The following is a 22,541-nucleotide window of genomic DNA, read 5'->3' as shown; positions in this document are numbered from 1 at the left end:
AACTTCCAGCCGCGGGCCGATATCGGCTCGTCGTCGCCTCGAATAGTCGTCGCGCACGCCGAAAACATCGGCCTCGGACGGTCATTCGCCGCGGTGCGCACCCGCGGCCCGCGCGAAGCCACCGGCCATCGCCAGCCGACTTCTGTCGAGCCGCAACCGTGCGGCCCGAGATGCTGTCGGCTTCCTCGACGGTGCGGCGACGGGCATCCGGGTTCCCTGAACTCCAGAAACGAATCGAACATGAGCATCATCGACGCCAGTCCTCCCGATACCGAACCGGGGGCGCCGCCGCCAGAATCCAGCACGCCGGAAGAACCAACCCGCCGTCGCAACGGTCTCTACCCCCTCGCCATGCGGCTGCATTTCTATGCGGGCGTCTTCATCGCCCCGTTCATCCTGATCGCCGCGATCACCGGCGCGCTCTACGCGATCTCACCGACCCTCGAATCGATCGTTTCCCGCGATCTGCTGCAGGTCGACCCGAGTGACGCCCCGAAGCCGCTGTCGGAACAGATCAACGCGGCCGTCGCGACCCAGCCGAATCTGGCGCTGGTCGCAGTCGCCCCCGCACCGGGTTCGCAGGACACCACCCGGGTGATCTTCAGCGACCCGTCGCTCGGTGAGTCCGAACGCCGCGCGGTGTTCGTCAACCCCTATACCGCACAGCCCGTGGGTGACTCGGTCGTCTACGGCAGCTCGGGCGCACTGCCGATGCGCACCTGGATCGACCAGTTGCACCGGGATCTTCACCTCGGCGAGCCGGGCCGCATCTACAGCGAGCTCGCGGCGTCTTGGCTGTGGATCATCGCGCTCGGCGGCCTGGTGCTGTGGTTCCGTCGGGTCCGCAGCCGCCGCAACCGCAATTCGGCGGGCTGGCTGCTGGTTCCCGACCGTTCCCAGGGTGGCCGCGGCAGGCGACTGAATTGGCATGGCGCCGTGGGTGTCTGGATTCTGCCGGTGGTGCTGCTGTTGTCGGCGACCGGTATGACCTGGTCCACCTATGCCGGTGAGAACATCACCGAATTGCGCCAGCAGCTGAGCTGGACCACCCCTGCTGTGAGCACCGCGCTGCCGGGCGCGGACCCACAGTCGCCCGCTCCCGCCGCGAGCGGCGATCACCACCACGGCGGCGGTCCCGAGATGCCCGCGCCTGCCGATCCGAGTCATCGAATCGCTCAGGTCGATCGCGTCTACGATGTCGCCCGCGCCAATGGTGTGACCGAAGCGGTCGAGATCAGTGTCCCAGCCGAGCCCGGTAAGGCGTTTGCGGTGAAGGAACGACGAATGCCCGGCGTGTATACCGTCGACGCAGTCGCCGTTGAAGGCGCCACCGGCACGGTCACCGACAAGCTGGCCTACGCCGACTGGCCGCTGATGGCCAAGCTCACCAACTGGGGCATCCAGTTCCATATGGGCCTGATGTTCGGCCTGCTCAACCAGTTGCTGCTGCTCGTCGTGATGATCGGCCTGATCACCGTCATCGTGCGCGGCTATCTGATGTGGTGGAACCGCAGGCCGACCCGCGATGGATCGCGGATCGCCATGGGCCGCGCCCCACGCCGCGGCGTGCTGCGCAAAACCTCGCCGTGGCTGGCGGTGCCGCTGGTCGCCACCGCACTGGTGGTCGGCTGGTTCGTCCCGCTGGTCGGGCTGAGCCTGCTCGCCTTCCTCACGATCGATCTGGTGATCGGCCTCGTCGGACGCGTTCGCGCCACCTCATAGCCCAGTTCTGATCCACCGGAGCCCCGGCCGTCAGCGGCCGGGCAACGACTCCGGTGTTACCGAAACGACCTACCGAACGTCACAGGTATGGCCGTTGTTTCGCCATGCCTCGAATTCCCTCATCAAGGACTCCCACACCATGAAGATCACCAAGTTCGCCCTGGCCGCCGCATTCATGACGACCGCGGTGGGTATCGCCGCAGGCGCGAGCCACGCCGGCTCGCGTGCCACCGAACCCGATGCGATCGGATTCACCGCTCGAGCGACCGACGAGTCATCGATCATCGAAACCGACGCTGGTTCGCTTAGCGTCGAAGACGGCGTTTTCAAGATCAAGGCCGCCGACGGCACCGTCGTCGCGGGCACCCCGCTGACGTTGCGCGTCGACGAGTTCGAGTTTCCGATCGCCGCCGAAATCTCCGGCCGCACCGCGACTCTCACGCCCCAGCTGGACCTGGCACACGCCGCCTACAAGCCGGTCGCCCTCCCCTTCGAGGACAAGGCTCCCTGGAAGACCGAATACGACCGTGAGCAGGCAGCCTGGAGCCGCATGACCAGCACCATCGGCATGGGCGCCTCGATCGGCACCCTGGTCGGCGGCCTCGGCGGCGCAGCTGTCGGCTGCGTCCTCGGCGGCATACTGGGCGGTGTCGCCGTCGGCGGCACCATCATCGGCCTGTTCGGCCCGTTCCTCCCCGCGGCCGCCGTGGGTTGCCTCGCGGGCGTCGCCCTTGTCGGCGCCATCGGCACCGTCGCGGGTCAGATCTTCATTACGGCTCCGGTCGCGATCGGAGCGGCGATCCAGTACTTCACCACCACCAACCAGCCGTTCGTTCCGCCGGCCAAGTAAGACGGAACAAGCCACCGCACAACAAAATTCAGCGCAAGGAGCCCCGTCCGATCACAACCGGACGGGGTTTCTCATACGTCCGCCCAACTTGCTGGCGAGTTGCGCGACACCCGACCCGCGTGTCGGCAAACTCGCCGCTCTGCGCCAACCCATCTGATTCGATCGAACATATCTTCGATAAAGCTCGCTAACCTGGCCGCCATGGTCCGCTCCCCGCACGAGGCGATGCACCGGCTCTTCCAACACGATCCAGGAGTATTCACACGCGCATTCCATGGAGGAAACTGATGTCCATGGATCTGTCGTTCTTCCGCTCGGAAACGTCCCAACGCCTGCGCGCGGAGGGCGCGTCGAGATAGGGCGCGCCGAAGGCATCGTCCAGGGCCACGCCGAAGGCCACGCGGAAGGCATCGCGGACGGCCTGCTGCGGGTGTTGAATCGTCGCGGCATCGTCACCGATGACAACGCACGCGCCCGGATCAAGGCTTGCACGGACCAAGACCAGCTCAACACCTGGATCGACCGATCCCTCACCGCGAAAACAATCGCTGATCTCTTCGCCGACGAGACCTGACAAACCTCACGCGTCGGCTGACGAATCCTCCTCGGTGATCGGAGGTTCGGCGGTCGGTGGGACGACGACCGGCCGCAGTAGCACCCAGACCAGGAAAGCCACGGCTACTGCGGCCATTCCTATGCCGGACCAGAGGTTGATATTGATGCCGCCGGTTTTGGCTTCCTCGGCGGCGGTGTCGTGGACGAGGCCGGTGATGATGAGGATGACGCCGTAGCTGCCGAGCAGGGCGCCGACGATGGTGCGGATGTCGAAAAGCATCGGCTGGCCTCCTTATCCGACGATGATGTTGAGGGCGATGACCAGGGCGAAGGCAATACCGGCGAGTAGGACCGGGCGCTGGTACCAGGGCAGGGAATCGGACTCGGGATCGGTGCGCATTTCCTTCGGGGTTTCCGAGTAGACCAGGCCGACGAGTTCGGCAGCGGGCTTCGGCTGGGTCACCATGGTCACCGCGACGCTGACGGCGATATCGACGACGAACGCGACACCGGCGGCGACGAAACTCGATCCCTGGCCGGACAATTCGAAGACATCGGTCTTGTGCAGCACGTAAACCACAATGGCCGAACCGGTTCCGCAGACCAAGCCCATCCAGCCCGCGGTCGGTGTCATCCGCTTCCAGAACATGCCGAGGATGAACGTCGCGAACAACGGCGCGTTGAAAAAGCTGAACAACGTTTGCAGATAGTCCATCATGTTGCTGAAACTCCCCGCGATGAACGCGGTGAAGATCGCGGCGACGGTGGCGCCGACGGTGGCTAGGCGGCCGACGTCGAGGTAGTAGTGATCGGGCCGATCACGGCGGACATACTGCTGCCAGAGGTCGTAGCTGAACACCGTGTTGAAGGCGGAGATATTGGCGGCCATGCCCGCCATGAACGCCGCGAGCAGGCCGGCGAGCCCGACACCGAGCAATCCGTTGGGCAGTACGTCTTTCATCAGATACAGCAGCGCCTGGTTGTAGGTGACATCCCCGGTGTAGTCCGGATTCGCGGTCACCTGATCCTTGTACTCGGCCATCTGCGGCACCAGAACGGCGCTGATCATGCCGGGGATCACCACGATCAACGGGATGAACATCTTCGGGTACGCACCGATGATCGGAGTGCGCCGCGCGGCCGAGATGGAGTGCGTCGCCAGCGCCCGCTGCACCTCGACGAAGTTGGTGGTCCAGTATCCGAACGAGAGCACGAACCCGAGACCGAACACGATGCCGACCACGGAGAGGAAGTTGTTGGAAAAGCCGCTGAGCGCATTGCCCGGCCACGACTCCAGCTGCGCCGCACCGCCCGGCGACGCGGTCACCCTGTCGCGCAGCCCCGCCCAGCCGCCGACCTTGTGCAGACCGACCAGCGTGAGCGGCAGCAGCGCGGCAACGATGACGAAAAACTGCAGCACCTCGTTGTAGATCGCCGCGGACAACCCGCCGAGGGTGATGTAGGACAACACGATGACCGCCGCGACAATCACCGAAACCCACAGCGGCCAACCGAGCAGCACATTCACGATGGTGCCGAGCAGATACAGGTTCACCCCGGCGATGAGCACCTGCGCGATCGCGAAGCTCAATGCGTTCACCAGGTGCGCACCGGTGCCGAACCGCCTGCGCATGAACTCGGGCACACTGCGCACTTTGGAGCCGTAGTAGAACGGCATCATCACCACGCCGAGGAACAGCATGGCCGGCACCGCGCCGATCCAGAAGTAGTGGAAGGTCGGGAAGCCGTACTCCGCGCCATTGGCCGACATACCCATGATCTCGACAGCGCCGAGGTTGGCGGAGATGAAGGCGAGGCCGGTCACCCAGGCGGGCAGCGAACGTCCGGACAGGAAGAAGTCGATGCTGGAAGACACGCGCCGCCTGGCCAGCAGCCCGATGCCGATCACGAAAACGAAGTAGAGCGCGACCAGGGCGTAGTCGACGGGGTTCGCATCCAGTTGCAGGCTCGATGCCGCATCGAGATGCACGGTCGACGCGGTCGACCGCAGGGTCGCGACGTCGAGCGCGGAGTTGAACACGGATGAATCGGCAAGCGGCACAGCGGCGTCCCTCCAGGCGATGAAACCGAGCGTCGAGCGAGGTCGTGCGTCATGGGTGTGGCGGCGCGATCTGTCCCGTCGCCTGCCGGTGGTGGCGGCTACTACCTACTGTCGGTGATTGTGCCGCATCACCGCAGAACAATCACGCACAAAACCTGGACGGTCGCTCAATCGACGCGGTGCGCGCCAGGGCCCGGCACCACGACGAAGGTGCGCGGATCGGCGAAACCCGCACGGGCGAAACGATGTCGTACCGCATCCACGACGGCCGCCGTGCGCTCACGATCCACGAGCGCGATGACGCTGCCGCCGAACCCGCCGCCGACCATGCGCGCGCCGTACGATCCCGCATCGACCGCCGCGTCGGCGGCCGCGTCCAAAGCGGGCGTGGAGACCTCGAAATCGTCGCGCAACGAGGCGTGCCCGGCGCTGAGGATCGGACCTATCGAGCGCGGATCGGCACCATCGCGCAACTTCTCGGCAACCTTCAACACGCGCGTGTTCTCGGTGACCACGTGCCGAGCCCGGCGTCGCAGTATCGGGTCGGGAATGCGTCCGAGCGCGTCGACGGTATCGATATCCCGGAGCGCGGGCACGCCGAGTTCCGCGGCCGCCGCGTCGCATTGCGCGCGCCGGGCGGCGTAGCCTCCGTCGACCAACTCGTGTGCCTGCCCGGTATCGATCACGAGTAGTTCCAACCCGAAACGGTCCAGATCGAAGGGGATCTGTTCGTGGGTGGCACCAGCGGCCATGTGCGTGAAGCGACGTACGTCCAGAAACAGTGCGTGACCTGCCGTACACAGGATCGATGCCGACTGATCGAGCAGTCCGGTCGGCGCACCGGCGTAGTCGTTCTCGGCGGCACGGGCGATATCGATCAGCTCCCGATCAGTGACCCTCGGCGCGAACAGATCTCGCAGCGCGATTGCCACCGCACACGACAGCGCCGCCGACGAGGACAGCCCGGCGCCGATCGGCACCGCACCGTCGAGCTCGATGTCCACACCGGCGATCCGATGCCCGCGTCGCACGAATTCGGACACAACGCCCAGCGGATACCGCGACCAGGCAGGCACTCGATCCCGTTCGGCGGCAAGCGCGCCCACCCCGGCGAGCACCCGATCCCCTGGCCGCTGGCGCGAGACCACCCGCACATCCCCTGTGTCGAGCACTGCGGCGAAACACTCGACAACCAGCGGTAATGCGATGGGCAGCACCAAGCCTTCGTGGTAGTCGGTGTGCTCACCGATGATGTTGACCCGCCCCGGCGCCACCCACTTCTGCACTGGTCCTCGCTTCATCGGATCGGAGTTTGCCTGACGGCTCGCCGGCACACGTTACGAGACACGCCGCAGGAGCACTGCTTTCGGGCAGTGCGCGTGCGCGATCGACCTTCGTGACGCAGAGTCGATTTTGACGCAATATCGGCCTGCAAAATCGGCAGGGAGTTCCGGGAGGGCATTATGATTTCTACGACCCCACGCAGCGGCCTACTCGGGCTGCAGTGGATCGATCGACTGCTCCCGCCCCTCGGCAGGCCGGATCGCGATGACCGGCAATTGCCAGAGGCACCACTGACGATCGAGATCGGCGCCGCGACCGGGGTAGGCCCGACAGCCATGTCGGCCTTCGATGCGGCACTGCGCGATCTGGGAGTGGGTGATGCCAACTTGATTCGCCTGTCATCGGTGATTCCACCGCACGCCACCCTGGAGCGCACCGCCCGCGTCCGCAAGCCGATCCCCTGGGGTGATCGGCTCTACTGCGTCTACGCGGCACAGCACGCGATCGGCAACGGCAGACGGGCTGCGGCGGGCATCGGCTGGGTACTGCGCGACGACCATTCCGGTGCGGGACTTTTCGTCGAGCACGAGGCGGAGACGGCCGAGGAGGTCGAGCTGCTGATCAGGTCCAGCCTCGCCGATATGACCGCCAACCGGCCGGAACGCTTCGGACCGATCCAGCTGTGCACCAGTGAGACCCGCTCCGAGGGCGACCCGGCGTGTGCCATGGTGCTCGCCGCCTACCACACCACCCCGTGGACCAGACGATGAGTGACCTGCGCGTCACCATCGAAACCACGATCCCCGACGACCGGATCGATATGTTCCACCTGCTCTACGAGGAGGCCTTCGGCCCGCTGCGTACCAAGGCGATCGCCCGGCAGGTGCTGCATCGTGCCGAGTTCCGCGCGGAGATGGTGGACACCCGCGTGCTCAAGCACGTCGCGCGCACCGCCGCAGGAGAACCCATCGGAGTGACCACTCTGACCAGGCATCTGGAGACGGTGCCGTGGATCAGCCCCGATTATTTCGCCGCACGCTATCCGGAGCACGCCGCACGCAATGCGATCTACTACGCCGGTTTCACCCTTGTTGCCTCAAGTGCCCGACAAGGGGCCGCGTTCCATGCCATGATCAAATCAGTTGTCCAGGTGCTTGTGGCCGAGCGCGCGGCGGTGGGCTGGGACATCTGCTCGTACAACAACACTCGGTTCTCCTTCGCCGACAGCATTCGGGCAGTGCTCGATGAGCAAGAGGCGAACGTCGAAGTCGCGGTGGAAGATTCACAGACCTACTATGCGGCTCGATTCACAGGGGATGGAGCGACAAAGGGGGGCTGATGACACTGACCGAAGAGCAGTCGACGAGCCGACGAAACCCTGTCGGATTGTGTTGGTACGCAATATTTTTCGGTGCAGGATCGGCCTCGATCGGGCTGAATATCGCGGTCGATTCACAGCTGCTCTCGATGCTGACGATGCTGGTTGTGGTGGCGGGAGCCCTCGCCATGATCGGCCTGGGCCTGCGGCGCCATCGCCCGCCGCAGCCGCTGCCCTGGTATCTGATCGCGGCGTCGGCGCTGTTGTTCGCCACCGGCACCGTCTTGCGCGGCATCGACGAGCATTCGATGCACCCCGTCGACGACTTGTTCACGCTGGCCGGTTATTTCGCCGTCGGTGTCGCGGCCACCCTGTGGCTGCGGCCGCGCCAGATCCAGCACAACTACGACCTGCTGCTCGACTCCGGGCTCATCGGACTCGGCGCACTGCTGGCCTCCTGGACCTTTCTCATCTCGCCGATCCTGCAGACACATGCCGCCACCATGAACACCGTTGTGGCGGCCATCTATCCGATACTCGACGCACTGCTGCTGACCATGGTCGCGCATTCGGTGGCGACGGCGACCCGCTCGGAGACCTCGCTGCGGCTACTGCACGTCGGCCTGATCGCGGTGCTGCTCGGCGATCTCGGATACAGCCTGGAGACCGTCGGCACCGCCACGATCGGGCGGGAAGTGTTGCTCGCACCGCTGCTGGCCGCTTACATCACCGTCGGGGTCGCGGCGCTGCATCCGACCATGGCCTGTCTGGGCGCACCGCGTCGCATCCATCCCCATCATTCGCGTCAGCGCGCCAGTGTCATCGCGGTCGCACTGATCATGGCGTCCCTGGTTCCGGTAGTGGGGTCCAGCCTCGACACTCTCGACCGAGTAGTCGTCTCTTCGCTGTTCGCGCTCTTGCTGATCGGCGTCCTGGCACGCAGCGAACGCGCCATCGTGCGCAGCGCCCGCAGTGAACGCCGCGCGCAGTATCAGGCCGACCACGACATGCTGACCGGACTGCTGAATCGGTCTGCCCTGTTGCGCGCGCTCAATCGCAATCACGAGCACTGGCTCGAACAACCGCTGAGCCTGCTGTTCATCGACCTGGACGGCTTCAAGATGGTCAACGACAGCTACGGCCATGCCGTCGGCGACGAGCTGATCGCGAACGCGGCCTCGCGCATTCGGCGGGTGATCCGCCGCGAGGACGTGGTGGCGCGCTACGGCGGCGACGAATTCGTGGTGCTCGCGCCGCTGGGCAGACAAGAGGCGGCCACGCTCGCCGAACAACTACTTGGCGCGTTCGTACGCCCCTTCGAATTGAGCGCGGGCGAGATCCCGATCACCGCGAGCGTCGGGATCGCCTGCGGCAGCCCGCGCAGTTACGACGCCAGCATCTACGACCTCATCCGAGACGCGGATTCGGCGATGTACCACGCGAAGGAGTACGCGCTCGGCTACGCGTTCCACGACGAATTGCGGCACGGTGCCCCCGATACGGGGCGCCGGAATTGGCGCCCCACCGATCGGTCGACGAGTACTGCCGTCTGATCAGTCGGTCAGCTCCTCGAGCAGACGCTTGGCCTCCTCCAGCTCGGCCGCCAGCTGCGCGACCTTGACCTGCTGCACCTCGCGCGCCGCATCGAGAATTCCGGCCACCACCTCGGCCACCTCCGGATGCAGCACCTTGGCGGCCTGCGCCACCGCGGAGCTTGTCACCGGCAGACCGCGCACGGCCCGCTTCTTGCCGCTGATCACATCGACCGACCACTCGCCGTCGGCAGTCCCGGTCAGTGTCACGGTGACCTCAGGCGTCTTCGCCTTACGCGCGGCGGCGGGCGCCTTCGCGGCGGGCTTCGCGCCGGGCGCGCCCGCGGCGGGCGGCTTGGCCGCGGCGGACTTGGCGGCGTTGTCGGCTTCGCTCGTTCCCGAGGCGGCCGGGCCCGGCTTGGGGACCGACGGTGTCGCCGAGTTGGCTCCGAGGGAGCCGGGATTCGGGGTGGACGGTGTCGCAACGCTCGTCAAGGTCGACGGCTGGGTCACGGTGGATTCCTTCCTGGTTGTCGACTTCGGCTGGGCTGGGGAAGCGGTCGCCGCGCGGGGCGGCTTGGTCAACGTCACTTCGGTAGGAGAAAAGGACAGTACATCCTTCGATCCGGTCGGACGGACCCGCAGGAAGTCTCCTACGGATGGATCATCGAGTTCGACCACCTTTCCCGATCGCCCTTCCGGCACGCCCACCGCGGCAGCGGTGAACCACACCATCGGCGGTCGGCCGCCGGCAATGTCCGTGGCGATCTGCTGAATCTCAGTGTCCGACAAGGGCTGTGGTTTGGTTCTGGACGAGGGCATGGTGACTCCGAGCGAATTCGTGGATGGCTGCGTGCACAGATGATGCCGCACGCTACCGACAGATTCGCAAGCTGCCACCACATCGACTCAGGAAATCACCAGGGCCGCAACCCCAGCGAACCCTGAGCTACATTCGAGATCCCGCGCTGAGGCTACCGTTCCCGCGGCGCTTGCAGGGCTGGAAACCAGATGTCGGTGAGCACATCCGCGGCCTGGTCGGCCGTGACATCGATGGTGCCCTGCATGGCCCAGCGGGTGAAGAAGCGTTCGAGTTGGGCGACAAGCAGTTCCACCCGCAGGCGAGCCTCGTCCTGACGGTCGGTCGGCCAGCGCGCCAGGTAGGAGGTCATCGCGTTGGGCAGGGACGCGATGCCCTGGCGGGCGATGTCACGGAATTCCGGTTCGAGCGCGGTGGCCTCGTCCCAGGCGGGCAGCAGGTCCTTGTATTCCTGGAACCAGCCGATGGCGCGGGTCATCCAGCCGACGAACTCGGCGCGCGAGCCGGTGTCGAGGACACGGTCCAGATCCTCATAGAAGTGCAGCGCACTCGGCGCGGTGCTCTGCTCGGCGACCGCGCGCAGCACCTCGAGCTTGCTGGCGAAATGCAGGTAGAACGTCGCCCGGCTGCAGCCGACGGCGGCGACGATGTCGTCGACCCGGACGGCCGCGTAGCCCTGGGCGCTGAACAGGTTCTTCGCGCCCTCCAGCAGCTTGGCCCTGGTCTGCAACTTCTGTTCGTCCCGCAGGCTGGCGCCGACCTGTTTCGACTTCGTTGGCATGGTGAGCGGCTACCTCGCGTGGGTCGGGAAACTATTGCTGACGTGCGACTTCCGGTGAGCAAGTGTACGTCCGACCCGGGCGGGCCGATGTCTTCACTAGACATTCTGTCATTCACTAGACACTGAGTCCAGTCAGTGTTACGTTGTTGCCTACGTCACTCCGGAGCGCCACGGCTCCGGACACTCGCCCGCCGTGTCCGGCGCCACTGCGAGCCGTGACGGCAGCTTCGAATGAGGACTACTGAATTGACTCCACGCACGCTTCCCAAGGTCTGCGTCATCGGCGCAGGCCCCTCGGGTATCACCACCGCCAAACGCCTGCAGGACTTCGACATCCCGTTCGACCTCTTCGAGGCGTCCGACGAGGTGGGCGGCAACTGGTACTTCAAGAACCCCAACGGCATGTCGGCCTGCTACCAGAGCCTGCACATCGATACATCCAAGTGGCGCTTGGCCTTCGAGGACTATCCGGTGCCCGGCGACTGGCCGGACTTCCCGCACCACTCGCAGCTGTTCCAATACTTCAAGGACTATGTCGACCATTTCGGTTTCCGCGACAAGATCCTGTTCGGCACCCTGGTGACCGCCGCCGAACGGCAGCCCGACGGCCGGTGGCTGGTGACCTCCAGTGACGGCCGCACCCGCGACTACGACGCCCTGATCGTGTGCAACGGCCACCACTGGGATCCCAATATCCCGGACTACCCCGGCGAATTCGACGGTGTGCTCATCCACAGCCACGCCTACAACGATCCGTTCGACCCGGTCGACATGCGCGGCAAGAAGGTCGTGGTCGTCGGGATGGGCAACTCCGGGCTCGACATCGCCTCCGAGCTGTCCCAGCGCTTCATCGCCGAGCGGCTGACCGTGTCGGCGCGGCGCGGCGTGTGGGTGCTGCCGAAATACGTCAACGGCAAGGTCGGCGACAAACAGTCGGTGCCACCATGGATTCCGCGCAAGCTGAGCATGAAGCTCAAGCAGCGGTTCGTCCGAAAATTTCGCGGCGACATGGAGTTCTACGGCCTGCCCACACCCGATCACAAACCGTTCGAGGCACACCCGTCGGCCAGTGAGGAGTTCCTACACCGAGCGGGCTGCGGTGACATCGGCTTCAAGCCCGCCATCACCGGATTGGAGGGCACGCGGGTGCGGTTCGCCGATGGCAGCACCGACGAGGTGGACGTCATCGTCTGCGCGACCGGCTACCACATCAGCTTCCCGTTCTTCTCCGATCCGGAACTGGTGCCCGACAGCAGCAATCGCATCCCGCTGTTCAAGCAGATGATGAAGCCGGGTGTCGACAATCTGTTCTATATGGGGCTCGCGCAGCCGCTGCCGACTCTGGTGAACTTCGCCGAACAGCAGAGCAAGCTCGTCGCCGCCTATCTGACCGGCACGTACCTCCCGCCGTCTGAGCCGCAGATGCACGAGGTTATCCGTGCCGCCGAGCAGCGCCGCAGCGGCCGCTACTACGACTCGCCGCGCCACACCATCCAAATCGAATTCGAGGCCTATGTGCGTGACATGAAGCGCGAAATGGCCAGTGGCGCAAAGCGTGCCGCGGCAGCGGGCAACGCGCTGCCGGTGCCTGCCCGAGTGCTCGAGCATGTGTGAGGCGGCGATGACAACGACGATGGGATTCTGCGCCGACCGTTTCGCGGCTGTGCGACAGGAACTGGAGAATCGGATCGCCGCGGACGAGGAGCTCGGCGCGTCGATCTGTGTGACCGTCGACGGCGAAACGGTCGTCGACATCTGGGGCGGGCACCGCGATATCGAGCGCACCACGCCATGGACCGAGGACACCCTGGTCAACGTCTTCTCCATCAGCAAGACCATGACGGCGCTGTCCGCGCTGCTGCTGGTGGATCGCGGCGAACTGGATGTGCGGCAGAAGGTCGCGCACTACTGGCCGGAGTTCGCCGCGAATGGCAAGGGCGACATCGAGATTCGTCAGCTGCTCGGACACACCTCCGGTGTCTCCGGCTGGCAGCGGCCGATCGAGCTGGCCGATATCTACGACTCCGAAGCGGCCAGCGCCCGCCTCGCGGCCCAACCGCCGTGGTGGGAGCCGGGTACCGCGTCGGGCTACCACGCCCTGAACTACGGACACCTGATCGGCGAGGTGATTCGCCGCATCACCGGCCGTAGCCTCGGACAGTTTTTCGCCGAGGAGCTCGCCGGACCGCTGGCGGCCGACTTCCACATCGGCACCGGGCCGGAACACCACCACCGCATCGCACCGTTGGTGCCACCGCCGCTGCTGGAGTTCGATATGGCCTCGCTCGATCAGGAGAGCATCCTGGTCAAGACGCTCACCAGCCCGCTGCTGGACATTGCGGAGGCCAATAGCGCCGCATGGCGGCAGGCGGAGATCGGCGCGGTAAACGGCCACGGCAACGCGCATTCGGTGGCGAAGGTGCAGTCGCTCGTATCCTGCGGCGGCGAGCTGAACGGCCGAAGGCTGTTGTCCGAGAAGACGATCGACCTGATCTTCGAACAGCAATCCGACTGCGCGGATCTGGCGCTGCTGCTTCCGCTGCGCTTCGGCATCGGCTACGGCCTGCCCCAGCCGCAGACCGCTCCCGAGGTCCCGGGCGGGCGCGTCTGCTGGTGGGCCGGATTCGGCGGGGCCATCGTCGTCAACGACCTGGAGCACCGAGTCACCTTCGCCTACACCATGAACAAGATGGCGCCGGGGCTGATCGGCTCCGACCGCGCCGACGCCTACCTGCTCTCGGTGTTTTCGGTGGTGCGAGGAGATCGCTCATGATGCGGGCGCTGCAACTCACCGATCCCGGTGTGCTCGAGCTGCGTAAAGTTCCGGTCCCCGAGATCGGCCCCACCGATCTGTTGCTGCGCGTCGGCGCGGCGGGCATCTGCCACTCCGATCTGCATGTGCTGCATATCCCCTTCAAGATGCGCGACGAACCGCTGACCCTCGGACACGAGATCGCGGGCACCATCGAAGCCGTCGGCAGTGCTGTCGGCGGCCGGTCGGCCGGTGAGCGCGGCATCGTCTACCTGTGCTGGTCGTGCGGGGTGTGCCGGGAATGCGTGAGCGGCAACGAAAATGTGTGTCTGGCCGCAGGGCGCACCGCGATGCCGCCGTGCCCAGGTCTGGGACCCGACGGCGGCATGGCCGAGTACATCAGGATTCCGGCCGCGTCCTTCGTGCCGATCGGTGACCTGGACTTCCTCCAGGCCGCGCCGCTGGCCGACGCCGCGCTATCGAGCTTTCACGCGATCAACGGTGCGCGTGAGCAGCTGCGGCCGGGTTCGGTCGCGGTGGTCATCGGCATCGGCGGGCTCGGCCACGTCGCGGTGCAGATCCTCGCCGCCACCAGCGCAGCGCACGTGATCGCGGTCGACGTGAGCGCGGAGAAACTCGACCTAGCCGCCCGTTGCGGCGCGGCCGAAGGACTCATCGGTGGACCCGGCACCGCCCACGAGATCCTCGACCGCACCGGAGGGCGCGGCGCCGACGCGGTGTTCGACTTCGTCGGCACCGACCAGACCGCGACCCTGGCCGTGGAATCGGTGGCGCCCAACGGCGCCTATCGCATGATCGGACTCGGGGGCGGCGCACCGGAGATCACCGCGGGCCCGGCGGGCGGACCGGGCTGGCCGTGGGGCGCATCGATCCGAAAGTCCTACGGCGGCACCAAATCCGACCTGATCAGCGCTGTCGCGCTCGCACAGGCGGGCAAGCTCAGAGTCGAAGTCGAACGCTATGACCTCGCCGAGGGCCGCGAGGCGCTCGACCGACTGGAACGCGGGCTGGTCACCGGCCGTGCGGTCCTGGTGCCGTAGGCAGGTCCGATCAATGTTGAGGAAGGTCATGTCATGACACAGCCTTTGGACCCGCAGGCCATGGCGGCCGCGGCGATCGCCCGGCTGACCGGGCCCGGCGGACAGTTCGAAATGGTCGTCGAGGAGGTGCTCGGCGCACCGATGCCGGTGATGCGGCATCGTGACCGCTCGCTCGGCGAGGTGCTCGCGGCATCCATCGCGTTGGCCGACCGCGACTACCTGGTCACCGAGGACCGCAGGATGTCCTACACCGAGCACGCGCGCGCGGTCGGCGCGCTGGCCCGCGCACTGCGCGACCAGTACGGCGTCGGAAAGGGCGACCGGATCGGCATACTGGCGGCGAACACGCCGGAATGGGTCGTCGCGTTCTGGGCGGCACAGACTCTCGGCGCCATCGCCGTCGGATACAACGCCTGGTGGGCGCCCCGCGAAATCGCCTACGGCATCGACCACACCCGGCCCGCGGTGTTGATCGTCGACGCGAAGCGGGCCGCGCAACTGGCGGAGCTGGATATCCAGGTCCCGGTGCTGACCATGGAGCACGACCTCCCCGCCCTGATCGCCGCATTCGACGACGGCGAACTGCCGCATACGCCGGTAGCCGAGGACGATCCTGCGGTCATCCTCTACACCAGCGGCACGAGCGGACGCCCGAAAGGCGCGGTGCACACCCAGCGAAACATGTTGGCGGTCATCGACTATCACCGTTTCAACGACGCACTGGCCGCCGCTTTCCAAGGCCGCGCCGACGACGGCGGCCCGAAAGGCAGGCGGTTCCTGCTCACCTCGCCGCTGTTCCACATCGCCAGCCTGCACAACCTGGTGATCCCGCGGATGGTGACCGGCGATACCACCGTCATATACCAGGGTTCGTTCGACGCCGATCGAGTGCTGCACCTGGTCGAACGCGAACACATCACCAACTGGGGCGCGATGCCGACGATGGCAAACCGGATGCTCGACACCGATCTGTCCCGCTATGACCTGTCCTCACTGACGTCGTTCTCGCTCAACTCGGCGCCGTCCTCGGCCGCACTGCAACACCGGCTACGCGAACAACTTCCGGTGGCGAAGACCGCGCTCGTGACCAGCTACGGCCTCACCGAATGCAGTACCGCGGCCACCCTGGCCGCCCCCGCCGAGCTAGCCGCGTTCCCGGATACGGTCGGCCGCCCCGTCGTCGGTGTCACCATCGAAATCCGGGACGCCGCGGGCAATGCCGTCCCCGAAGGCACCGAGGGCGAGATCTGCGTGCGCAGCCCCTACGTGATGCTCGGCTACTGGGAGGACGAGGCCGCGACAGCCGCCGCCATCACCCCCGACCGCTGGCTGCGCACCGGCGATATCGGCGTGCAAGAGCAGGGCCGGCTTCGCCTGTCCGGCAGGCGGTCCGATCTCATCCTGCGCGGTGGCGAGAACGTCTACCCCACCGAGATCGAGCAGTGTCTCGAGGAACACCCCGCGGTGCGGGAGTGCGCCGTCGTCGGCGTGCCCGATGCCGATCTCGGCCAGCAGGTCGCGGCGGTGGTGGTCGTCGACAACGACACGGCGACTACCGAACACGAGCTGGTCGAGTTCGCCAAGGAGCGACTCGCCTATTTCAAGGTGCCCGCACGCTGGCGGATCACCACCACAGCACTGCCACGCAACGCGACCGGCAAGGTCGTGCGCACCGGTATCGAGGTATGAGAAGACATGTACGACACCATCATCAAGGACGGCCGCTGGTTCGACGGCGCCGCTTCGCCCTCCGCGGTCCGCCATCTCGGCATCCGTGACGGCCGAATCGCCGTGGTCTCGATCGATCCGCTCGAGGAGACCGGCTGCCCGAACATCATCGATGCCGCCGGGAAGTGGGTGATTCCCGGAATGATCGACATCCATACGCATTACGACGTCGAGGTACTGCAAACTCCATCGCTGGCCGAGTCGGTCCGGCACGGCGTCACCACGGTGCTGCTCGGTTCGTGCTCACTGTCGACGGTGCACGTCGGGGCTTCCGACGCCGGCGACCTGTTCGGCCGGGTCGAAGCCATTCCACGCCGGCACGTGATCGAGGCTGTCACCGAAACCAAGACCTGGACCACGGCGCACGAGTTCGTCGACGCGCTGGAAGCGCTGCCGCTAGGTCCGAACCTGGCCGCGTTCATCGGGCATTCCGATATCCGTGCCGCGCAGATGGGCCTGGAACGATCCACCAGCAAGGACGTTCGGCCCACCGCTGCAGAACTCGACGCCATGGTGGCGAAACTCGAGGAGGCGCTGGACGCGGGCTTCGTCGGCATGTCCTCGCAGCAGCTGCTGTTCGACAAGCTCGACGGCGAAGTCTGTCGATCGCGCACCCTGCCCTCTACCTATGCGACAACTCGGGAACGACGCAGGCTCAACGCGATACTGCGGCGTCGTGGCCGCGCATTGCAGGGCGGCCCCGATGTCGCGCGGCCGCAAAGCCTGGTCGCGATGGCGGCCAGCAGTGTCGGGATCTTCCGCAGACCACTGAAGGTCAGCCTGCTGTCCGCGGCGGACATCAAGGCCATTCCCGCAGTGGCGCATATCTTTCCGTGGATCGCCAGAGTGCTCAACGCGTTGGGCGGCGACTTCCGGTGGCAGCATCTGCCGGTGCCGTTCGAGGTGTACTCCGACGGCATCGATCTGCCGGTCTTCGAGGAGTTCGGTTCGGGTGCGGCCGCGCTGCACCTGGCCGACCAGCTCGCGGCGCGCAGGGAACTGCTGCGCGACGAAGGCTACCGCCGTCGCTTCCGTAAGGACTACGACAAGAAGTTCGGCCCGCGCGTCTGGCATCGCGACTTCTTCGATGCCGAGATCGTCGAATGCCCGGATCAGACCGTGCTCGGTAAGACCTTCGGCCAGGTCGGGGTCGATCGGGGCGGGCTGCACCCGGTCGACGCCTTCCTCGACCTCGTTGTCGAGCACGGCACCAAGGTTCGATGGCGGACAACCATTTCCAACCACCGTCCGGAAGTGCTGGACCGGTTCGCCGCCGATCCCGGTGTGCAACTGGGCTTCTCGGATGCCGGGGCGCATCTGCGCAATATGGCGTTCTACAACTTCGGGCTGCGGTTCCTCCGCCGAGTACACGATGCCGAGCGCACGGGTCGTCCGATCCTGTCGCTGGAACGCGCTGTGCACCGCATCACCGGCGAACTCGCCGACTGGTACGGCATCGACGCGGGCCACCTGCGCGCCGGAGACCGGGCAGACCTGGTCGTGATCGATCCCGAACACCTCGACGAGACCACCGACGCCTACGCCGAGGCTCCGATCGCCCAGTTCGACAATCTCTCACGCATGGTCAACCGGAACGACGCCACCGTCACCGCGGTGCTGATCGGCGGCGAATACGTCTTCGGCAACGGCGTATCCGCCCCGGTCCTCGGCACCAGGAGGACCGGCCGCTTCCTGCGGGCAGGCGTGGCGGGCAGCTGAGGGGCACTCCCGAGTGCTTCGCGCCAGCGTCACCTCGGCATGGCGGCTAGGCCGCTGCGACGGCCGGCGGCTGAGCGGGTACGCGGCGCTCGGGTGGCGCACGCTGCCGCTGATTTTCCGATTCGTGCAGCGTAGGGCCCAATTCGCACGCGCGGGAGCCGAACTCGAGCTACCTTAGCTATAACCGGCGTTCACACTATGATCGCCCGGCCACTCGCAAGGAGGCGACGTGGAGATATTCGTGCATCAGGGCCGGGCTGTGGTCTTCGACCGGGTGGGCAGCGGTCCGCCGATCGTCCTGCTGCACAACGCGGGCACCCAACGCCGCATCTGGGGCGATCAGGTCACGGCACTGCGCGGCGACCATGAAGTCTTCGCGCTCGACCTGCCCGGCTACGGCGAATCCGAACAACCCGCCGACGGCTATCGCCTCGACGACTATGTCGCCATGCTCGGCGCGTTCCTCGACGCGCAGCACCTCACCGACGTCGTTCTCATCGGCAATTGCCTCGGCGCGGCCACCTCACTGCGCTACACGATCGCGCACCCCGCCGTCGTCCGGGCGCTGGTGTTGATCAACCCGCTGACCTGGAACACCGTCCGCGCCGGACGCCAAGCCGCAATGGCATGGGCCGATGCCCGGCTCCCTCTCGGTCCACTGGCCCGCAGGCTGGCGCTGCCCGAAGTGCTCGTCTCGCGGATCGTCACCGAACAACTCGGCGCCCGTGGCCGACGCCAGAAATTGCACCACTCGCCCCGACTGCGCGCCCACTGGTCCGACCGCGGCCGCCTGCAGGCCCTACACGGCCTGGTCCAGGACTTCCCGGGCTTCGCCGACCTCGACGCCTTCAGCCCGCCCGCCGGCTTCCCCCCGATCTGCACCATCTGGGGCAAGCAGAACCGCATCCTGTCGGCCCACGCGGGCGCGCGCCTCAACCACACCCTGCGCCCGGACACCGAAGTAGAGCTCCCCGACTGCGGCCACCTGCCCATGGTCGAAGACCCCGCCGCGGTGACGACCGTCATCACGACGTTCCTCACCGCTCGAGTGCGTAACTCCACAAGTACGTCCGACAGCTGACCTACACTCGAATCGCCAGCTGACTCTCGCGGCACCCACGGGTGCGCCGATTGCGCGAAGAGCCAGGTCAGCTCGTGTTGTTTGACGACATATGTTGCGGGAACCCGGTCGATAGTCATCGAGAAAGGGTTTGATGCCATGTTGCTACGCCGACTCGCCCGACCACTACTGGCGGCCTCTTTCGTCGCCGACGGGGTCGACACCCTGATGCATCCGGAACCGCGCGCCAAGGCCGCTGCCTCGCTCGTGCAGCGCGGCGAAGAGCGACTGCCGGACAATCTTGCCGCGAAGCTCCCGTCGGACACCGCGACGGTGGTGCGGGTCAATGCGATCGCTCAGGTGTCCGGCGGCGTGCTGTTGGCGCTGGGCAAGATGCCGAGGCTCGCCTCGCTGGTGCTTGCCGCGACCGTGATCCCCGCGACGGTTACCGAACAGGACTTCTGGGCCGAACAGGATCCGGACCGCAAGGCCGCTAAACGCAACGCGTTCCTGAAGGACATGGGTCTGCTCGGTGGCCTGATGATCGCGGCCGCCGATACCGCGGGCAAGCCGTCGCTGGGATGGCGCGGCAAGCGCGCGGCCCACCACGCCGCCGCCGCGGTCTCCGCGGCGCTGCCCTTCGGCGCATCCGAGGGCGCAACGGGCGAGGCGCTGCGCCAGCACGCATCCGAGGCCGCCGAGCGCGCGCGCACACGCACACTGAGCGGAATCGCCGCGGTGAAGGGGTCCGAGGTCGCGGGCGTCGCGCAGCAGCACGGCGCCGAGTGGGCCGATGTGGCGAAAGAGCGCAGCGCCGAGCTGGCCGAACTCGCCAGAGAACACGGCGTGGAGTGGGCCGAGATCGCCAAGGAGCACGGCTCGGAATGGGCCGAGATCGCCAAACACCGGGCCGCGATCCTGGCCGACATAGCCAAGCGCCGTGGCGCCGATTGGGCCGAAGTCGCCAAGGAACGTGCGCCCGAGATCGCCGAGACCGCTCGGCGGCGCGGTTCGGATTGGGCCGAGATCGCGAAGGAACGTGGACCCGAACTGGCGGCGACCGCCCGCGAGCGCGGGGCGCATCTCGCCGATGCGGCCCGCGATCGTGTCGAGGCAAGGCGCGGCTGATCTCCTCCGCAGCCGTCGGCGCTAGGCCGTCGCCTCGTATCCTTCGGCCAGCGCGGCGTCCAGCGAGCCGACACAATGCAGGCTCGAGGCGAGGCCGGTGATCTCGATGATGCGTCCGACGCTGCGCCCCGCCGTGATCAAAAATATTCGGCGAGCGGACTTTTCGGCCTCCGCGAGCACCTCGATCAACGCGGTGACTCCGGCCGCGGCGAAAAAGGTCACCGGTGACAGATCGACCACCATGGTGGTCGCTTGAAAACCGAAGGCACGCACCAGATTCTCCCGCAGCGTCGGCGCGGTGCACAGGTCGATCTCACCGGTGACCTCGATCAGTGTCACGTCACCGCGCGGACGGCTCACACAGAACTGGATCGCCGCTGCTGCGCCGGACGCACATACACTGGTGCACTCAACAACATTCACAGAACGGCTGGACATGGGCTGGCTCCTGGGGGCCCGTCGCTGGCACACAGGGACAGACCTGTCTCTCTAGTGAAGCAGGGTCGCACAGCTCTGTACAGGGATAGAGTATGGCCATGACTGCCAGCAACGACCCAGTTGTCGGCGCTCGCGAGCGAATTCTGGCCACTGCCTACGGGTTGTTCACCCGACGCGGTATTCGAGATGTCGGCATCGACGAAGTGATCGCCAAGGCCGGGATCGCGAAAGCCACATTGTACCGGCATTTTCGGACGAAAGACGAGTTGGTCATCGCGGTGCTCGCGCGCCGCGAACGACTGTGGACCTTCGGCTTCGTCGAGCACCGGTCGCACGTGCGCGGCAACACACCGGAAGAGCGTTTGCTGGCCATTTTCGACGTATTCGACGAATGGTTTGCCACCACGGATTTCGAGGCATGCACCTTCATCAATGTTCTGGTGGAAATGGGCCCGAACCATCCGGCCGGGCGGGCGAGCATCGTGCATCTCGACCGAATTCGTGACGTGGTGCGCGCCCGAGCGATCGAAGCGGACCTGCGGGATCCCGAGGAGTTCGCCCGTTGCTGGCACATCCTGATGAAGGGTTCCATCGTCGACGCGACCGAGGGCGATCGCGGCGCCGCCCGTCGCGCTCAGCGCATGGCGGCCGCCCTGATCGATCAGTATCGCAGCGATGCGGCTTAACCGAATTCGAACGTCGCCACCACGGGGGCGTGATCGGACTCGGGATATTTGACATCGGTGGCGAAGGCACCGGATTCGTCGTGCAGCACCTCGTTGTGAATCTCCGAACCACGGTAGTGGGCAAGCAGATTGCGGGTGACCAGGATGTGGTCGAGCATCTGCCCCCTGCCGTGATGGAGCAGCGAGTACCGGGCAGGCTCGGGAATCGTGTTCTCGACCGGCACCAGCACCCGTCCGGCCAGCGCACCATTGCCGGTTTCCTCGACATCGCCCCGAATGGCGACCAGCGGCACCTCGTCGGCGGTGGCGTTGAAGTCCCCCGCGACCACGATGCGCGCTGCCGGATCCTGGTCGAGGATCGAATCGACGAGCCGCCGCACTTCCACGGCCTGGCTCATCCGCTTCATCGACGAGATGAATGAGCCCTCGGCCACCGCGTCGGCGCTGCGCCAGGTGAAATCATCGATCTTCTGGCCCGGAATATTTGTGGGCAGCTTCGATTTCAGATGCACCACGATCACATGCAGCAGTGCGCCTTGCAGATCGAGTTCCACATGCAGGATCGGCCGCTCCAGCAGAATCGACAGCGGTTGCGGCGCGGGCGGACTCGCGGTCAGTATCTGATACATCGGCGCCGCGACCAGCGTGTTCAGCAGTTGCGCCCGCGCCATCACCGGTAGCGAGGTGACCACGACCAGGTTTCGTTGATCGAAGACCTGGCCGTGGGGATCCAGGGTCGAGACGACATTCGCGCCCGCCTGCTTGGTCCCCGCGAGCAGTTCCGCCAAGGCGAGCAAAGCCCGTGGCTGCCCGGCCCGCTCCTGCCCGTGCACCTCTTGCAGACACAGCACGTCGGCCCGCAACCTCTCGATCTGCGGCCGCATCACCGCTATCCGGTCCGCCAATGACGGCCGGATGTTCGGCGGCACCTCATCGAAGTTTTCCAGATTGAACGTCGCGATACGCAGGGTGACCATCGCAATGCACCGATCCTCCACAGGCCCGACCAACTGTTGACACGAACGATGGTCCTCCGCGGGCCACC

21 protein-coding genes are annotated in these 22,541 nt (G+C 66.2%); 13 read left to right on the top strand and 8 right to left on the bottom strand.

The window, feature by feature from the left end:
- Positions 1 to 240 precede the first annotated feature (240 nt).
- Together ACFU4Z_RS09765 and ACFU4Z_RS09760 are read left to right on the top strand one after the other, a co-directional pair.
- Positions 241 to 1,722 (top strand): PepSY-associated TM helix domain-containing protein, encoded by a 1,482-nt coding sequence (locus tag ACFU4Z_RS09765; RefSeq protein ID WP_379061049.1) that lies wholly within the window; start codon positions 241 to 243, stop codon positions 1,720 to 1,722.
- A 139-nt stretch (positions 1,723 to 1,861) separates the two neighbouring features.
- Positions 1,862 to 2,572 (top strand): hypothetical protein, encoded by a 711-nt coding sequence (locus ACFU4Z_RS09760; RefSeq protein WP_379061048.1) that lies wholly within the window; start codon positions 1,862 to 1,864, stop codon positions 2,570 to 2,572.
- 259 nt (positions 2,573 to 2,831) lie between these two features.
- Here the strand turns inward: ACFU4Z_RS09760 and ACFU4Z_RS09755 are convergent, their stop codons facing one another.
- The 4 genes from ACFU4Z_RS09755 to galK form a co-directional block, all read right to left on the bottom strand.
- Positions 2,832 to 3,149 (bottom strand): hypothetical protein, encoded by a 318-nt coding sequence (locus tag ACFU4Z_RS09755; RefSeq protein ID WP_379061047.1) that lies wholly within the window; start codon positions 3,147 to 3,149, stop codon positions 2,832 to 2,834.
- 3 nt (positions 3,150 to 3,152) lie between these two features.
- Positions 3,153 to 3,407 (bottom strand): hypothetical protein, encoded by a 255-nt coding sequence (locus ACFU4Z_RS09750; RefSeq protein ID WP_379061046.1) that lies wholly within the window; start codon positions 3,405 to 3,407, stop codon positions 3,153 to 3,155.
- Between the two features lie 12 nt (positions 3,408 to 3,419).
- Complete coding sequence (locus ACFU4Z_RS09745; RefSeq protein WP_379061663.1) at positions 3,420 to 5,138, bottom strand: sodium:solute symporter family protein; 1,719 nt, start codon at positions 5,136 to 5,138, stop codon at positions 3,420 to 3,422.
- Positions 5,139 to 5,356: 218 nt separating this feature from the next.
- Positions 5,357 to 6,490, bottom strand: a complete 1,134-nt coding sequence (galK, locus tag ACFU4Z_RS09740; RefSeq protein WP_379061045.1) for a galactokinase — start codon at positions 6,488 to 6,490, stop codon at positions 5,357 to 5,359.
- Between the two features lie 162 nt (positions 6,491 to 6,652).
- Between galK and ACFU4Z_RS09735 the strand changes: the two genes are divergently transcribed.
- The 3 genes from ACFU4Z_RS09735 to ACFU4Z_RS09725 are packed head-to-tail and all read left to right on the top strand — an operon-like array spanning position 6,653 to position 9,344.
- Positions 6,653 to 7,243: a pyruvoyl-dependent arginine decarboxylase gene (locus ACFU4Z_RS09735; protein ID WP_379061044.1), complete on the top strand. Its 591-nt coding sequence runs from the start codon at positions 6,653 to 6,655 to the stop codon at positions 7,241 to 7,243.
- Positions 7,240 to 7,812 carry a hypothetical protein gene (locus tag ACFU4Z_RS09730; RefSeq protein ID WP_379061043.1) on the top strand — a complete coding sequence of 191 codons (573 nt, stop codon included), beginning with the start codon at positions 7,240 to 7,242 and terminating at the stop codon, positions 7,810 to 7,812. The genes ACFU4Z_RS09735 and ACFU4Z_RS09730 overlap by 4 nt, the downstream gene beginning before the upstream one ends.
- On the top strand, positions 7,812 to 9,344 hold the full coding sequence (locus ACFU4Z_RS09725) for a diguanylate cyclase domain-containing protein (protein WP_379061042.1): 1,533 nt from the start codon (positions 7,812 to 7,814) through the stop codon (positions 9,342 to 9,344). Before ACFU4Z_RS09730 ends, ACFU4Z_RS09725 begins: the two co-directional genes overlap by 1 nt.
- Here ACFU4Z_RS09725 and ACFU4Z_RS09720 read toward each other — a convergent pair whose 3' ends face one another.
- Positions 9,345 to 10,145, bottom strand: a complete 801-nt coding sequence (locus tag ACFU4Z_RS09720; protein ID WP_379061041.1) for a DUF6319 family protein — start codon at positions 10,143 to 10,145, stop codon at positions 9,345 to 9,347.
- Between the two features lie 152 nt (positions 10,146 to 10,297).
- Positions 10,298 to 10,924 (bottom strand): TetR/AcrR family transcriptional regulator, encoded by a 627-nt coding sequence (locus ACFU4Z_RS09715; protein ID WP_379061040.1) that lies wholly within the window; start codon positions 10,922 to 10,924, stop codon positions 10,298 to 10,300.
- A 246-nt stretch (positions 10,925 to 11,170) separates the two neighbouring features.
- On the opposite strand from ACFU4Z_RS09715, the gene ACFU4Z_RS09710 reads away from it, so the two are divergent.
- The 7 genes from ACFU4Z_RS09710 to ACFU4Z_RS09680 all read left to right on the top strand — a co-directional run bounded on the left by ACFU4Z_RS09710 (position 11,171) and on the right by ACFU4Z_RS09680 (position 20,372).
- Positions 11,171 to 12,538 carry a flavin-containing monooxygenase gene (locus ACFU4Z_RS09710; protein ID WP_379061038.1) on the top strand — a complete coding sequence of 456 codons (1,368 nt, stop codon included), beginning with the start codon at positions 11,171 to 11,173 and terminating at the stop codon, positions 12,536 to 12,538.
- A gap of 7 nt (positions 12,539 to 12,545) precedes the next feature.
- The gene (locus ACFU4Z_RS09705) at positions 12,546 to 13,697 is read left to right on the top strand and encodes a serine hydrolase domain-containing protein (RefSeq protein ID WP_379061037.1); all 1,152 of its coding nucleotides are present in this window, start codon (positions 12,546 to 12,548) and stop codon (positions 13,695 to 13,697) included.
- On the top strand, positions 13,697 to 14,737 hold the full coding sequence (locus tag ACFU4Z_RS09700; protein WP_379061660.1) for an NAD(P)-dependent alcohol dehydrogenase: 1,041 nt from the start codon (positions 13,697 to 13,699) through the stop codon (positions 14,735 to 14,737). Before ACFU4Z_RS09705 ends, ACFU4Z_RS09700 begins: the two co-directional genes overlap by 1 nt.
- A gap of 33 nt (positions 14,738 to 14,770) precedes the next feature.
- Positions 14,771 to 16,426 (top strand): class I adenylate-forming enzyme family protein, encoded by a 1,656-nt coding sequence (locus ACFU4Z_RS09695; protein WP_379061035.1) that lies wholly within the window; start codon positions 14,771 to 14,773, stop codon positions 16,424 to 16,426.
- Positions 16,427 to 16,432: 6 nt separating this feature from the next.
- The gene (locus ACFU4Z_RS09690; protein ID WP_379061034.1) at positions 16,433 to 18,184 is read left to right on the top strand and encodes an amidohydrolase family protein; all 1,752 of its coding nucleotides are present in this window, start codon (positions 16,433 to 16,435) and stop codon (positions 18,182 to 18,184) included.
- 229 nt (positions 18,185 to 18,413) lie between these two features.
- Positions 18,414 to 19,265, top strand: a complete 852-nt coding sequence (locus ACFU4Z_RS09685) for an alpha/beta fold hydrolase (RefSeq protein WP_379061033.1) — start codon at positions 18,414 to 18,416, stop codon at positions 19,263 to 19,265.
- A 138-nt stretch (positions 19,266 to 19,403) separates the two neighbouring features.
- On the top strand, positions 19,404 to 20,372 hold the full coding sequence (locus ACFU4Z_RS09680; RefSeq protein WP_379061032.1) for a DoxX family membrane protein: 969 nt from the start codon (positions 19,404 to 19,406) through the stop codon (positions 20,370 to 20,372).
- Positions 20,373 to 20,393: 21 nt separating this feature from the next.
- Here the strand turns inward: ACFU4Z_RS09680 and ACFU4Z_RS09675 are convergent, their stop codons facing one another.
- Complete coding sequence (locus ACFU4Z_RS09675; RefSeq protein WP_379061031.1) at positions 20,394 to 20,732, bottom strand: STAS domain-containing protein; 339 nt, start codon at positions 20,730 to 20,732, stop codon at positions 20,394 to 20,396.
- 176 nt (positions 20,733 to 20,908) lie between these two features.
- On the opposite strand from ACFU4Z_RS09675, the gene ACFU4Z_RS09670 reads away from it, so the two are divergent.
- On the top strand, positions 20,909 to 21,496 hold the full coding sequence (locus ACFU4Z_RS09670; RefSeq protein WP_379061030.1) for a TetR/AcrR family transcriptional regulator: 588 nt from the start codon (positions 20,909 to 20,911) through the stop codon (positions 21,494 to 21,496).
- On the opposite strand, the gene ACFU4Z_RS09665 is transcribed toward ACFU4Z_RS09670, so the two are convergent.
- Positions 21,493 to 22,473 (bottom strand): endonuclease/exonuclease/phosphatase family protein, encoded by a 981-nt coding sequence (locus ACFU4Z_RS09665; protein WP_379061029.1) that lies wholly within the window; start codon positions 22,471 to 22,473, stop codon positions 21,493 to 21,495. The genes ACFU4Z_RS09670 and ACFU4Z_RS09665 overlap by 4 nt on opposite strands.
- Between the last annotated feature and the right edge of the window lie 68 nt (positions 22,474 to 22,541).

The sequence above is a fragment of the Nocardia sp. NPDC057440 genome, assembly GCF_042802915.1.
GTDB lineage: Bacteria > Actinomycetota > Actinomycetes > Mycobacteriales > Mycobacteriaceae > Nocardia.
The sequence above is the reverse complement of the archived record's forward strand: the minus strand, read 5'-3'. Positions and strand labels throughout refer to the sequence as shown.